At 49.7% G+C, this 15,010-nt stretch carries 8 protein-coding genes; 1 reads left to right on the forward strand and 7 read right to left on the reverse strand.

Annotated elements, in window-relative coordinates:
• The first annotated feature begins 36 nt into the window (after positions 1-36).
• Positions 37-516 carry a Uma2 family endonuclease gene (locus ACYVFD_RS09445; RefSeq protein WP_461089683.1) on the forward strand — a complete coding sequence of 160 codons (480 nt, stop codon included), beginning with the start codon at positions 37-39 and terminating at the stop codon, positions 514-516.
• A 20-nt stretch (positions 517-536) separates the two neighbouring features.
• Here the strand turns inward: ACYVFD_RS09445 and ACYVFD_RS09450 are convergent, their stop codons facing one another.
• The 7 genes from ACYVFD_RS09450 to ACYVFD_RS09480 form a co-directional block, all read right to left on the reverse strand.
• Entirely contained in the window at positions 537-2,903 is a 2,367-nt protein-coding gene (locus ACYVFD_RS09450) for an ABC transporter permease (protein ID WP_461089684.1), read from the reverse strand.
• 71 nt (positions 2,904-2,974) lie between these two features.
• The gene (locus ACYVFD_RS09455) at positions 2,975-5,350 is read right to left on the reverse strand and encodes an ABC transporter permease (protein ID WP_461089685.1); all 2,376 of its coding nucleotides are present in this window, start codon (positions 5,348-5,350) and stop codon (positions 2,975-2,977) included.
• Positions 5,351-5,759: 409 nt separating this feature from the next.
• Entirely contained in the window at positions 5,760-7,922 is a 2,163-nt protein-coding gene (locus ACYVFD_RS09460) for a DEAD/DEAH box helicase (RefSeq protein ID WP_461089686.1), read from the reverse strand.
• A 539-nt stretch (positions 7,923-8,461) separates the two neighbouring features.
• On the reverse strand, positions 8,462-11,083 hold the full coding sequence (gene clpB, locus ACYVFD_RS09465; protein ID WP_461089687.1) for an ATP-dependent chaperone ClpB: 2,622 nt from the start codon (positions 11,081-11,083) through the stop codon (positions 8,462-8,464).
• Between the two features lie 259 nt (positions 11,084-11,342).
• A complete protein-coding gene (locus ACYVFD_RS09470) occupies positions 11,343-12,296 on the reverse strand; it encodes a TspO/MBR family protein (RefSeq protein ID WP_461089688.1) in 954 nt (317 codons plus the stop codon).
• Positions 12,297-12,337: 41 nt separating this feature from the next.
• The gene (locus ACYVFD_RS09475; RefSeq protein ID WP_461089689.1) at positions 12,338-13,423 is read right to left on the reverse strand and encodes an SDR family NAD(P)-dependent oxidoreductase; all 1,086 of its coding nucleotides are present in this window, start codon (positions 13,421-13,423) and stop codon (positions 12,338-12,340) included.
• Between the two features lie 170 nt (positions 13,424-13,593).
• Positions 13,594-14,925 (reverse strand): DUF937 domain-containing protein, encoded by a 1,332-nt coding sequence (locus tag ACYVFD_RS09480; RefSeq protein WP_461090147.1) that lies wholly within the window; start codon positions 14,923-14,925, stop codon positions 13,594-13,596.
• Positions 14,926-15,010: the final 85 nt, after the last annotated feature.

Raw genomic sequence — 15,010 nt, forward strand, 5'->3', positions numbered from 1 at the left:
TTGACTAAATCACTCTGCCAAAAAATACTGTCGATTATGGAAGAAATCATCGAACAAGTATCTGATTACGAACTCCAGCGAGGGAAACCTATACCAACTCTGAATCATTCGATTATACAGGGCAATTTGACCTTTGCGCTAAAACTTCATTATCGCAACCAATTTTCTCTACTGCCCGAAATCAACCTATCGATGCCAGAACGCCCTGATACCGTTCCTGACATCGCCATTTATCCTAAACTGCAAATCGACTTTCTGCATGACATCTCGTCGATGACTGAGATGCCCCTGACGGTTATTGAAATTGTTTCTCCATCCCAATCGGATGCTGAGATCATCGCCAAATTCGAGCGGTATTTCAACGCGGGTGTCCAGTCTTGTTGGTTAGTTATGCCCATCTTCAAAGCGATCTCTGTATATACCAGTCTGAATCAGTATAAATTCTTCACCGATGATACAACCCTGACCGATCCAACAACCGGAATCGAACTGGTATTAAACGAAATCTTTGCGTAGAGACGCGATCCTTCGCGTCTCTACTCCGTTTTTAACGACTTGACCGGATTCAATAAAGCCGCTTTAATGCTCTGAAAACTTACCGTTATCAGGGCAATGAGCATAGCTGCAACCAGCGCAATTACGAAATACCACCACGCCAGCTCGATGCGGTAGGCATACTTTTCCAGCCAGCCACTCAGGAAATACCAACCCAGTGGGAAGGCAATGAAAGCCGCCAGTAGCACCAGCAGTATAAACTCTTTCGAGAGCATACCGACCAGATTGGGTACACTGGCCCCCAGCACTTTTCGAATACCAATCTCTTTCGTGCGTTGTTCGGCCGTGAAGGCGGCTAACCCAAACAGACCCAGACAGGAAATGAAAATGGCCAGAAAGGCGAAATAGCTAGCCAATTTGCTGACCGTATTTTCGGCTTTATACAGGTTTCCAAACTCCTGATCCGTAAACAGGTACTTGAACGGGAAGTGCGGGTTGAATTTCTTGTGCAGCGACTCCATACTCGCAATCGCCTGTTTAGTTTCGCCAGCCTGCGTACGCACCAGAATCGTACCCCAGTTTCGGGTCGTATCGTTGCCGCGTTGTAAATGCAGGATCAGTGGTTCAATGGCACTGTGGAGCGAGTTGAAGTGGAAGTCTTTCATCAGGCCGATGATTTTCCCTTTCCTGCCCCACATCGTCAATTCTTTGCCAACGGGATTTTTATAACCGATTTTCCGGGCCGATGCTTCGTTGATGATGTAGTTGCTGGTGTCGGTGCTGAAATCCTTCGAAAAATCGCGTCCGTCGAGCAATTTGATGCCCATCGTTTTGATGTAGTCATACGAAACGGCGTTCTGGCTGAACAGGATCAGTTGGGTCGTATCTTTTCCGGGCCAGCGTACGCCCTGGGTCGAACTGCCTACTTCCAATGGGTCCGACTGCGCACAGGTCACCGATTTAATGCCCGGTTGCCGCTCCAGCTCCTGCCGGAACGTGGGGAAGTTGCGTTGCAGGTCACCTTCCAGCGACGTGTATAGTAAGTTTTCGCGGTCATAACCCAGGTTTTTCGTCTGGATGTAGTTGATCTGGCGATACACAACCAGCGTACCCAGAATCAGCATGATCGACAGGCCAAACTGCAACACCACCAACCCTTTGCGGAAGTACGTTGCACTCGACCTGAACTTTAGCGAACCTTTCAGAATAACCACCGGATTCAGCGCCGACATGAACAAGGCCGGATAACTTCCCGATACAAGCCCGGTTACGATTGACAAACTAATCAGCAGGAGCAGGAAGGTAGGGTCGGAAAAATCGAGCGAGAGTGTTTTGCTGGTCAGTTCGTTGAAAACGGGCAGGATCAATAAAACAATCAAGACCGAAAACACCAGCGAGAGCACCGTAATCAACATGGACTCACCCAGAAACTGCCCGATCAGGCTAGCCTTATAAGCACCTACTACTTTCCGGACACCTACTTCTTTCGACCGTTTGACCGAGCGGGCCGTGGCCAGGTTCATGAAGTTGATGCAGGCAATAGCCAGAATAAAAATGGCAACAATCGAAAAGATGCGTACGTACTCAATCCGTCCGCCATTCTGCACCCCACCTTCCCAGTTCGAGTAGAGGTACGAATCGCCGTAGTTCTGCAAAAACAGCTCCACGTTGCTGTCTTTATTCTTGGTTTTGATATAGTTCTTAATCTTGGCATTGACCTTATCGACCGATGCGTTATTGGCCAGCATCACATAGCAGCGTGGCCCGTTATTACCCCATTCTTTGGCCCATTTATTGTTTTTCAACCAGTGGTCAAAGCTTTTGAGGTAGTCGAATTTCAGTGAGGAGTTTTCGGGAATATCGGCCAGGACACCCGTTACCATCAGATCGTCGGTATTATCGACCCGGATGATTTTACCCATCGGATTCTGCCCTTTGAAATATTTGTCGGCTAGTTTCTGGCTAATAACCAGTCCATCGGGTCGTTTGAGAGCCGTTTTGGGGTCCCCTTCCTTGAGCGGAAACGAAAACATCGTCAGGAAATCGCCCTGTACCGAACGGCCTTTCTCTTTCTCGAACGTATTGCCTACCGTAAACAGCGTTTGTTCTTCCCAAAGCATCTGGCTCGCCATCTGAACCTCGGGAATGTCTTTCACAATGTTTTCGGCCAGAATCCCTGGCGTCGACGCAAACGTGTTGATCACACCCACATAATGCTGGTTTTCCATCACCCGATAGAGCCGGGCATCGTTCGTATGGAAGTGATCCATATGGCGTTCGTCCTGCACCCAGATCATGATGAGCAGGCTACAGGCCATGCCTAAGGCCAGCCCCAGAATGTTGATGAAGGAGAAGGTCTTGTTCTTCCAGATATTTCTCCAGGCAATTTTGATGTAGTTGCGTAGCATAGGGCATGGGGCTAGGAGCGAGGAGCAGGGAGAAGTTTACACCTTGCCCCTAGCCCCATGCTCCTCGCTATTTATTCCGTTCGTAACGATTTTACTGGGTTCATTAAGGCGGCCCGTATGGCCTGATAACTGACGGTCATGAGTGTAATACAGGTGGCTCCTAAACCAGACAGAGCAAAAATGGTCCAGGAAATGGTGGTGTGGTAATCATAGTGCTGGAGCCAGTCGTCCAGGAAATACCAGGCAATGGGCGTGGCAATCAGGAACGAAATGATGACCAGACGCACAAAGTCTTTGGACAGCAATCCCCACAAACTGAATGTCGACGCGCCCAGTACTTTCCGAACACCAATTTCCTTAATCCGCTGTTCCGCCACGAATGAAGCCAGACCGAACAGGCCGAGACAACTGATAAAGATGGCCAATACGGCAAATACCCGCGCCAGTTTACCTACCCGTTCTTCGGCCCGGAACTTGGCATCGTACTCTTCGTCGGTGAATTTGAAGTCGAAAGGTGTATCAGGGTCGTATTTTTTGAAAACCGCTTTGACCTGCTTGAGGGCATCGTCAATCGGTACATTAGGCTTTAGCTTGATACTGACCACATTTGCCCAGTCGTAATTGATCAGGAAAATAGTCGGTTTGATGGGTTCGTAGGGTGATTCCATCACCATATTCTTCACAACACCTACGACCTGCATGGGCTTGCCGTTATAGCGGATGGTTTTGCCGACGATATTTTTCAAACCGGTCAGTTTGACGGCCGATTCGTTGAGAATAAAGGCTGAGGTATCGGTTGAAAACTCTTTCGAGAAATCACGGCCTTCCAGAATCTGCCAGCCGATGCTTTTGCCAAAATGATGACTACAGGCCACAATGCCGAACAGAGGTAATGATTTCGGGTCTTTGCCTTCCCACTCGAACCCAATCTGATTGGACCAGATGCCGGTTGTGGGGCTCGACGACTGGCTCATCTCATACACCACGCCCGTTTTGAGCAAATCTTCCCGCAGCGGGTTGTATTTGCCGTTTGTTCCGGGACTAAGGGAAGTTTGCAGCAGATTGGACCGGTCATAGCCAACCGGGCGATTTTTAGCGTGCTGAATCTGCCGGAATACAATGAGAGTGCCAATGATGAGCGTAATGGACACCGTAAACTGAACCACCACCAGCACTTTGCGGGGAATAGCTGCCCAGCGCCCTACCCGGAATGTACCTTTCAGCACACTCAGCGGATTGAACGACGATAAATATAGCGCCGGATAGCTTCCAGCCAGGAAACCCGTGATGAGCGAGAAGCTGATCAGAAGCAACCAGAAAATGGGGTTGGCGAATGGAATACTAACCTGCTTGCCCGATAGATCATTGAACGACGGTATGGCAATTAGTACAATGATGAGAGCGATAATCAGAGAGAAGAAAACGACCAGCATCGATTCGCTCAGAAATTGGAAAATCAGTTGCTGACGAAGCGAGCCAACGGCTTTGCGAATCCCTACTTCTTTTGCCCGTTTCTCGCTTCGGGCGGTGCTCAGGTTCATGAAATTGATGCAGGCCAACAGCAGTACAAACACCCCAATCAGGCTGAACAGCCAGACAAACTGGATACCCCCTCCAATGTTTTTGCCGTCTTTAAAGTCGGAGTAGAGGTGCCAGCGGCTCATTGGATGTAAGAAATACTCCGGCTTTTCGCTGACCGAAGCGTGTTTTTTCTCTACATCCTGGATTTTGGCCGATACTTTATCCATATCCGCCCGGTCGGCAATCTGGGCAAAGCTCTGGAAGGAGTGATTTCCCCATTGCTGCAACGACTCTTTCACCCAGGGGTTATCGGCCAGGTAAGCGCTCCAGGGTAGGTAAAAATTGACACGGTAAAACTCGGAGTTGAACGGCAGGTCTTCAAAAACCCCCGTCACCTTCACATCGCGCTTAGCGTCTGTTTTGATGATCTTTCCCATTGGATCAGCATCACCAAACAAGGCTTTCGCAATCGATTCGGAAATAAGAATGGACGATGGCTCCTTAAGGGCTGTGGCGTAATCCCCTTTGAGCATGTTGAGCGAGAGCATCTTCGGCAGCTCAGGCTCGGCATACATGCCTTCTTTATTGATCTTCTTCTCGCCGTTTACCAGCAGGTGACCATAATTCCACGAAGCCAGCACTACGTCGGAAAAGTCCGATTTATAGTTGTTTTTGATCGTAGTGGCCGAAGGAAGAGATACAGCCCGACTGCTTCCTGTAGTCCCGTTGAATGTCTGGTTAATATACAGTTGAGCCAGCCGGTCGTAGTTCTTATGGAATTTGTTGAACGACAGTTCATCATAAATCCATAAACCAATCAACATGGCTATTGCCATGCCGACTGCCAGCCCGACAATATTAATAGCCGAGTACGCCTTGTTTTTGGATAGATTCCGAAACGCGATTTTGAGATAGTTTCTGAGCATAAAGGCTAAGGGTTTAGGGGAAAAGAGTTGCCTGGGTCAGGGTTAGCATGGATTGCAAGGACTTGCTTATTCTTTGTAATCCATGCCGACCCTGCTCCAGGCTAGTGTCCCCGCAAAGACAGTTCGGGAAACAAAACGTTGCTTGTATCCGTGTGCTGCCATCAACTAGCAAGACCATTAGCGGTTTAGGATTCGTTGGCTTAACTAACGGAGTCAACTACTATGCCATGACAGGAAAATGCCCAATCCGGCTGAATTGGGCATTTTTGTAAAAAATGCCTGTCCGAAACCGTACAGATTTTGTCCGTTTCTGAACAGAAGTGTTACATCATATGCAAAACGGGTGGCCCAAAACAAAACAGGCTGGAAGGTTTGCCCTCCCAGCCTGTTTCTTTATCAAAATCAAGGATTACCGAGCCACTTCGATATTGACCCGACGACCTTTAATGGTATTGCCTTCCATAGCGTCGACAACCCGGTTGGCTACATCTTTCGGTACATCCACATACGTGAACTTGTCGAAAATGTCGATGCTGCCGATGCTGTTGCCCGGAATATTAGCTTCACCGGCAATAGCGCCTACGATGTCGCCTGGGCGTACGTAATCCCGACGACCGATGGTCACCATCAGACGGGTCATGTTGGCTTCCCGCTCGCGAGGCTGGCGTTTGTCGTCTTTTTCGAAATAGCCGTTGCGGCCCGGTCCGTCGCCACGGCCACCGTCACGTGGACCGACCGAACGTTCCCGATCAGTACGATCACGGTCATTGAAGCGTGGACGATCTCCGAAGTTACCACCCCGGTCTCTATCGCCGAAGCGCGAGTTGCCACGGTCGTCACGATCCCCAAAGCGACCACGACCCCGATCATCACGATCCGCAAAACGGCCACGTCCACGATCGTCACGGTCGCCAAAACGGCCACCCTTGTCACGGTCGCCGAAACGATCCCGACGATCCTCCCGACGACGGTCATCGTCCAGACCCAGGTTTTGGTCAGCAAATTCGTTTTTCTCGATACCCATGCTACGTTTCACCAGAGCGCCTACGATTTGTTCGGTCGAGAAGCCAGCGTGATGCAGTTGGGTAAGCAGGTCATCATATAGATTCAGGTCATTACTCTCGGCAATGGTCTGCTGAAGTTGCTCGATGAAACGGGCTTTCCGAATGCCAACGATATCTTCGAAGGACGGAATAACGCCTTTTTCAACCCGAACCTTGGTATAGTTCTGAATTTCGCGGAACCGGAATTTTTCGTCACGACCCACCAGCGAGAACGCCCGGCCTGACTTACCAGCCCGGCCCGTCCGGCCAATGCGGTGTACATAATATTCTTCGTCGAGCGGAATGTCGAAGTTGATAACGGCATCTACATCGTCGACATCAATACCCCGAGCCGCTACGTCGGTAGCGACCAGAATGCTGGTGGTACCTGACCGGAATTTGCTCATGACGTTATTGCGTTGTGCCTGCCGTAAATCGCCGTGAAGCCCTTCAGCCTGATACCCACGGATTTGCAGATCTTCAACGATTTCGTCCACTTTACGCTTGGTATTGCAGAAAACCAGCAGCAGTTTCAGGTCGTATGTGTCAATCAGTCGGCACATTACTTCCACTTTAGCTTTTGGCTTCACTTCGAAATAGACCTGCTCAATATTGGTATTGGTCAGCTCTTTCTTAACCACTTTCACCAATACAGGGTCCTGCAGGAATTTCTGGGTGATCTGCATGATGGGTTTCGACATGGTAGCCGAGAACAGAATCGTTTGCCGTTCCTGGGGCATGTCGTCCAGAATGCTTTCAATATCTTCACGGAAGCCCATGTCCAGCATCTCGTCGGCCTCGTCGAGAATCATCATCTTGACGTTGTCGAGCTTCAGCGTGTTGCGCTCCATGTGGTCCATTACCCGGCCGGGCGTACCAATCACGATATGGACACCACTCTTGAGGGAGCGAATCTGCCGTTCGATGGAATCACCACCATAAATAGCTTCTACCCGGATACCACGCTTGTGTTTGGCCAGTTTCCGAATTTCGTCGGCTACCTGTAGGGCCAGTTCGCGAGTAGGGCAGAGGATTAGCGCTTGAACCGCACGGTCTTGTACATCAATCAGTTCAAGGGCTGGGATACCGAATGCGGCAGTTTTACCCGTACCTGTTTGTGCCTGACCAATCACGTCGCGGCCGGCCAGAATGGGGGGAATGGCTTCGGCCTGAATGGGCGATGGGCTCACAAAACCCATATCCGTTACGGCCTGGAGAATTTCGTCTGAAATATCCAGACTAGAGAACAGGATCTGGTTAGGGTCGGCTTTAGGTGTTGTTTCGACGGTTGCTTTGGGGGCTTCGGCAGGCGTTGCAACGGGTTCGTCGGCTACGATGATCACTTTATCGGCCACTCCTTCCACTACGGTTTCAACGGCCGAATCAGTGGCCAGGTCATCTTCCTGCGTTACTTTCTTTTTAGGGGTTTTGGCTTTTTTAGGTTCGGCCTGTGCTGCCAGTTCGGTAGCAATTTTGTCAATATCCAGCAGATCGGCCTGATCTACGGCTTTGGTTGTTTTCGTTTTCATTAACCTGGATTATAAGATGTATAAACCTCCAAGCGAAGACGAGTGTATGCCGGTGAACGGCGCGATACTGTGAGAATTGCCCAACGAAGCTGCCCAACGACCCAACAAGGACCCATATAATCCCGCAACGGCGGCCCGATCCGACCTATTTAAAGGGGAATGACAACAAACCAGTGTGTCGACGCACGACGTACTGATTATGACCGATTCTACGATTAGCCCACGCGCAAATGCTTCACTCATGAAGCGTCCACCCAGAAACCCATCCTGTACATCCGTACATTGGCTCTGTCAGACCTAACTCAGCGTGTAAAAAGGAGAGAAACAGAGACGCGACGGATGCCGCTTTAGAAAATCTGTTGCAAAAGTAAGAAGAATTATGCAAACAAGCAAGCAGAAGTAAATAAAATTGTATTTATCATAGAGGGAGGCACTCTATTTATGAATAGCATAACTATTCATACGTTATAAATAGACAAACAAGCCCGGCTACTTTGCAGCAGCCGGGCTTGTTTGTACGGCCATCAGGCCGGTATCGTTTACAACTCAATTTCAGCGTCGAGGTTGGTGAAAGCAATCTCACCGTCATGATTCAACTCCATCAGCACGACTGAATCTTTCTTTACTTCGCCCGATAGGATGCTTTTCGACAGCTCATTTAAAACCCGGCGTTGCAGTACGCGTTTCAGCGGACGGGCGCCAAAGATCGGATCGAATCCTTCTTCGCCAAGCTTGGTTAAAGCTTCGTCGGTTGCATCGAGCTGGATACCGTTTTCGGTCAGTCGCTTCTTGATTTCGCCGAACTGAATGTCCACAATCTTGCGGATGTTGGCCTGCGTTAGCGGTTCAAACATTACGATTTCGTCGATTCGATTCAGGAACTCCGGTCGGATAGTTTGTTTCAGTAACTCCATCACCGCCCGTTTAGCTTCTTCCAGTACCAGCGTGTGATTCCAGCCTTCATCTTCGGCAAATTTCTCCTGAATCAGGTGGCTACCGATATTCGATGTCATGATGATAATCGTATTCTTGAAGTTCGCTACACGACCTTTGTTGTCGGTTAGTCGGCCTTCATCGAGCACCTGCAACAGGATGTTCCAGACATCGGGGTGCGCTTTTTCGATCTCATCAAGTAGCACGACCGAGTACGGTTTCCGACGTACGGCTTCGGTCAACTGACCACCTTCGTCATACCCAACGTATCCCGGAGGAGCGCCAATCAGTCGGCTAACAGCGTGACGTTCCTGATACTCCGACATGTCGATCCGTACCATGGCGTTCTCATCGTTGAACAGGTATTCGGCCAGCGTCCGGGCCACTTCGGTTTTACCAACCCCTGTGGTGCCCAGAAAGATAAACGAACCAATTGGCCGCTTAGGGTCCTGCATACCGGCTCGGCTCCGACGGACGGCATCCGAAACGACTTCAATGGCTTCCTGCTGACCAGCTACCCGCTTACCAAGTTCTTTTTCCAGATTCAGCAGTTTTTCGCGGTCGCTTTGCAGCATTTTCGAGACTGGGATGCCCGTCCATTTGGCAACCACTTCGGCAATGTCTTCGGCCGTAACTTCTTCCTGCATCATCCGGTCCGACGAGCCGTTGTCACCACCTTCTTTAGCCAGGGTATTCAGCTTAGTTTCGATTTCAGGAATTCGACCGTATCGAATCTCAGCTACTTTGCCGTAATCGCCCGCCCGTTCGGCCTGTTCAGCTTCCAGTCGTAATTTATCAAGTTCCTCTTTCAAGGTTCGCCCTTCATTAACCGATGCTTTTTCGGTTTCCCATTTAGCCTGAAGGCTATTCCGTTGTTCGGTTAGGTCGGCAATTTGCTTATTCAATAAGGTTTCTTTTTCCTTATCATGCTCACGACGGATGGCCTCGCGCTCAATTTCGAGCTGCATAATCCGCCGGTTCAATTCGTCAAGCTCTTCGGGTACCGAGTCCATTTCCAGCCGCAGTTTAGCCGCAGCTTCATCCATCAGGTCGATGGCTTTGTCGGGCAGGAAACGGTCGGTAATGTAGCGGGTCGACAGTTCAACGGCAGCAATAACAGCGTCGTCCTTGATCCGAACCCCGTGGTGCAGCTCGTATTTTTCTTTGATACCGCGCAGAATCGAAATGGCGTCGGCCATGTCGGGCTCATCGACCATGACGGCCTGGAACCGGCGTTCGAGCGCTTTATCTTTCTCAATGTACTTCTGGTACTCCTTCAGCGTGGTAGCACCAATGGTGTGCAACTCACCGCGCGATAGGGCTGGTTTCAACAGGTTGGCGGCATCCATAGCCCCTTCGCCACCCGCACCGGCGCCAATCAGCGTGTGGATTTCGTCGATGAACAGAACGATCTCGCCATTGGAATCCGTCACTTCTTTGATAACAGCTTTCAGACGCTCTTCGAATTCGCCTTTATACTTGGCCCCTGCAATGAGCAGACCCATGTCGAGCGAAACGATGGTTTTCGATTTCAGGTTTTCGGGTACGTCGCCCGATACGATGCGTTGGGCCAGCCCTTCCACAATAGCGGTTTTACCAACACCAGGTTCACCGAGCAGAATCGGGTTGTTTTTGGTCCGGCGGCTCAGAATCTGCAGTACACGCCTGATTTCTTCATCGCGGCCGATTACTGGGTCGATCTTACCCGTGCGGGCGCGTTCGTTCAGGTTAACACTGTACCGATCTAACGATTGATATTTTGCTTCAGCGTTCTGGTCTTTCACTGAGTTTCCTTTTCTAAGTTCATTGATGGCCGCCTTCACTTGTTTTTCGACAAAACCGGCATCTTTTAATAGCGTTGCAATTTGGTCTTTACCCGCCATAAGTCCCAACAGCATCAGTTCGACACTGACAAATTCGTCGCCGAATTCTTTAGTGATGGTGCTGGCTTTGGCTAAGGCTACGGCTGTATCATTACTTAGGTAAACGCTTCCATTGCCGCCCGACACTTTAGGGTAAGTGGTCAGTATAGCCTGTAAAGCGCTGGTTGTATTCTGTAGGTTTATCCCTAATTTCTTAGTGATAAAACCAATCACGTTCTCATCTTCCGACAGAATCGCCTGGAGCAGGTGACCTGTTTCAATAGCTTGCTGGCCGTTTCCGAGGGCAATTTCCGACGCCTTCTGCACGACCTCCTGTGCTTTGATGGTGTAATTCTTAAAGTCCATGATTGTTCAGGAATGAAATGGATAATGTACAATGCATATGGGATTTTGGAGCCTCCGACATTATTCATTGTGCATTCTACCTTGTTCATTAACAAATCACGGGCCGGGGAAGTTTTTCGGACATTTTGGCCTGTTTTATGGGTATTATGTATGGTTTTCGGTCAAAATGTCTTTAATTGAGGCTATGTGTAACGTATTAAGTAGCCAAAAAGCCACCCCTGTTATAGAGATGGCTTTTTGACTACTTGCTGAATAAAACTTAATCAATATGTTCAACCTCAAAAGGCTTAGTCCGTTCGCGGGCGATGGCTGCCTGAACAGGTTCGTCGGTTTCCATGGGGCCTGCTAACACTTCCGCTTCGGCATCGTGAACGGCAATCCGGTTGTAGTCATGGAATTTACCTTTGGGTAGCCAATAGGCAAGGGCACCGGCGTAAGCAGCAGCCAGAACGGCCGCCGTCCAGCCCACTAGTGAGTGCTTATTCCACTGGCGGCTGGCGATACCCGAAAAACCAGCCACGAATGGGAGCATATACCACGGGTCGTTTAGCCGACGCCCAATCAGATAGCCAGCACCAGCGGTAGCGCTCAGAATACCCGAAGCGATGGCATCATCCCGCTTTTTATCGGACTGCCAGAGCCCCAGCGTTAGCAGCGTATTCGGCGTACCAACAACCGTAGCCGCCGTGAGCCAGCCTGCGTACAGACTAACGGGAATGCGCAGATACTTTTCAGGCGAGGGTACATCGGTTTGGCCAATCTCCAGACTCTGATGCAGCGCAAGGGCTGCTGGCAAGTTGAACTTGGTCGTTAAGTCAGAAATGACAATACTCTGTGGGTCGTTTTCGGCGAAGAATCGCCCAAAGAGAGCGTTCAAAGCCCAGCTTGCCCACCACCAGGGTACAGCCCGACTATACCGGGGGTTCCCCTCCTGATCTGGCAGAGCCTGGTGTACCGACAGCGCCGTTAAGCCTGTATAAATCGTTGACCAGACAACGCCAAATGCCCAGCCAGCCGGTACCAGGCTGTTTTTCTCAAAAACGTGCTGGTATTCGGGCGGAACGTCGTATTCATATTCTGAGCCGCCGGGTTCATCATCGTCGGCCTGCTGATCGGCCTGCGACCCTGACCGATTGCTCATAACGGTCGTGTAAATTATACTTCCTACGGCGACAACGGCGGTAGCAATGCGCCAGAATGATGAGTTTTTCATGACTTTAGATCAACTTCGGCAAGGCTTATAATTTGAACTTATTAAGCTTCAACTTCATCTTCGACCATTTCGGCTTCGCGAGCAACAACCTTTTCAGCTTTACTCTTCGTGGATTTATACGCATCAACCAAGGAGTCGACTACGTTGTCGGTCACGGATGAGAGTGCATCCGAAATCGTATCGCCCCACGATTTTGCCTTATACCGATATTTTACTCGATCAAGGGCATTGGAGTTAGCATAGGCGACCCCAAGAGCAATACCTGCCAGTACGGCAATGCCGAAGCCAATACCCCAGGCCGCTGCCGACGATTTTTCGGCCTCTTCGGGTTCCGGTTTTTGGGCCATTTTGCCTCGCATCACAGCTGCCAACGTTTCCTGAGGAGCTACATAAGCCAGAATTTCGTACGATTTATTTTTCAGTCCACCCGGAATAACCTTGTGTTTGCCCGCCATTAAAGCATCATAACCGGCCTTAGCCACCATCATCGGATCCTGGACTTCGTCGGTTACCTTCGTGTTGTCGGCTCCCGCTTTGTGGAAGAAATCCGTATCGGTTGCATTGGGCAGGAGAGCCGTCACCGTCACATTAGTATCCTTCAGCTCGTTGATAAGCGATTGGGTGAAATTATACACGTAGGCCTTTGTACCAGCGTACACCGCCATCATCGGATTTGGGGTAATAGAAACTATCGACGCCAGATTCAGAATTTTACCGTCGTTCCGGGAGAGCATGTCATACAGAAACAGCTTGGTCATCTGGGTGAGAGTTAGCACATTCAGGTGGATCATGGCTTTTTCCCGCTCCCAATCCGTATCCGTAGCAAACATGCCGTAAAGACCAACGCCCGCATCATTAACCAGCGCATCAATAGTTATTCCTTTGGCCTTAACCTGATCATACACATCCTGTGCGGCATCTTCGGTGGCTAAGTCTTTGCCAATTACGGTGATTTGCTGGGTACCATAGTTATTTTTGAAGACGTCGGACAACCGTTCCAATTTTTCATCGCTACGGCCTACCAACACTAAATTATAGCCATCCTGAGCAAACAGTTTGGCAATTTCCTGACCGATACCGCTGGAGGCACCTGTAATCAGAGCGGTTTTTCCTGTTTGTGTGTTCATACCAGTTTGTTAGTTAGTCACTATGGGGTATGAACTGTAGTCGAGTGAAGTTGTTTAGAGAAAATGACTAGAAATTCTCAACAACTTCCTGGATAATGAACCAATGAAAAGGTCTGCCCGTACGTACGGGCAGACCTTTTCATTGGCAGCTATTTATCGAAAAAACGTGATTATTTGACCACGACTTTCACATCGATTTTTCGCATGGTTGGCTTTGGAATACCCGATGTGTCGGCCTTGGAAACCCCCGTACCGCGACCAATGGCATCGAGTCGCATATAATCAATACCAGCGGCCATCAACCGATGCTTAATTTCAACTACCCGCTTGAACGACAGGCTTTTGTTGGTCATATCGCCTTTGGCGTCATTAGCATAGCCAACAAATTGGACCTGTAAGCTAGGATGGGTTTTCAGCAGTGTAACCAGTTCGTTGATACCAGCCTCTGAGCCCGGTGTCATGGAGAATGAGCCGGGTTGGAAGGTAACGGATGTTAATGGGAATACACGACCTTTAGGTAGGGCTGCATTCGTTAAATAGGGGGTTATGCGACTGGTCAGATCACCAGCAGTGGCTACCGGCGTCGAAGCCGCTGCCGTAGTGGTGGCGGCTGCCACAGAGGTTGACTTAGGAGGAGTTTTGGCCGAAGAGTCAATAGGAACAGCCAAAGACCGCGCCACCGTATCAGCCTGTACCGTATCGCTGGTGATCGTGGTTACGTCCTGCACTTCTTCCTTGCTATCAGAATACCGTTGGGTATTCTGATAAAGATAATACCCGCCAATAGCCAGTGCTACAGCAATCAGGGCCCCTACGCCCCACTTGGTTAAGGTTTCGTTTTCGTTATCAGAATCATCTACAGGCTCATAGCTGACCGCCGGGCGGGTAGCTGTTGCCGTCGAACGACCCGACGACTCTGCTGAACGCCGGGCAGGCATGGCTAAGCCAGCCACAACCTGATGAAGCCCTACTTTCTCCACCAACTGGGGCATAAAGTCCTCCGGTACGGCATTGACAAAAGTTTCCCGTTCCGTAAATAAAGCCGCAGCCAATCCGTCGGCATCAAGTTTCTGATCTTTTACCTGTTTACCCAATACATGAAGTACAAGTGAGGTGATCAAACCTAACAGAGCAATGGCCGACGAGTTGCGAATCCCTGCATAGCCCGAAATCATGTTACCAATCGAACTTTTCATGGCAGGCAGCAAGTGGCTAATGACATCGTTGCCCTGCATGATGAGCGTATTGGTAAGTGATGGATCGCGGAGAACAGTAGCCAGATTCTCAGCTAACGATCCATCGAACCGGCCTTTCTGAATGTGGCTATATAGTTGATTAACACCTATTTCGCTCGTAGTCCGTTTCATCAGCCCCCCAACAATCGTATAGACGAGACCGTTGACGGCTTTGGTAGTTTTAGCAGGTGGTTCGTCGATGTACGTAGCAATGCGCGACAGAACATCCGAACTTAAGACATTCGTTATATTGGCGAATAAATTCATATTTTCAACAGACTCAATCAGGCGGTAAATGGGGGGCTTATTCATTCATCACAACCAACACTTTCCTAAAACCACCCTACATTTT

Source organism: Spirosoma gilvum (genome assembly GCF_054776815.1).

Bases quoted from the DNA above. Each gene is read 5' to 3' on its own strand.
- ACYVFD_RS09475 (WP_461089689.1), bottom strand. From the start codon at position 13,423: ATGAACACACAAACAGGAAAAACCGCTCTGATTACAGGTGCCTCCAGC.
- ACYVFD_RS09460 (WP_461089686.1), bottom strand. From the start codon at position 7,922: ATGAAAACGAAAACAACCAAAGCCGTAGATCAGGCCGATCTGCTGGAT.
- ACYVFD_RS09470 (WP_461089688.1), bottom strand. From the start codon at position 12,296: ATGAAAAACTCATCATTCTGGCGCATTGCTACCGCCGTTGTCGCCGTA.
- ACYVFD_RS09450 (WP_461089684.1), bottom strand. From the start codon at position 2,903: ATGCTACGCAACTACATCAAAATTGCCTGGAGAAATATCTGGAAGAAC.
- ACYVFD_RS09455 (WP_461089685.1), bottom strand. From the start codon at position 5,350: ATGCTCAGAAACTATCTCAAAATCGCGTTTCGGAATCTATCCAAAAAC.
- clpB (WP_461089687.1), bottom strand. From the start codon at position 11,083: ATGGACTTTAAGAATTACACCATCAAAGCACAGGAGGTCGTGCAGAAG.
- ACYVFD_RS09445 (WP_461089683.1), top strand. From the start codon at position 37: ATGGAAGAAATCATCGAACAAGTATCTGATTACGAACTCCAGCGAGGG.
- ACYVFD_RS09480 (WP_461090147.1), bottom strand. From the start codon at position 14,925: ATGAATTTATTCGCCAATATAACGAATGTCTTAAGTTCGGATGTTCTG.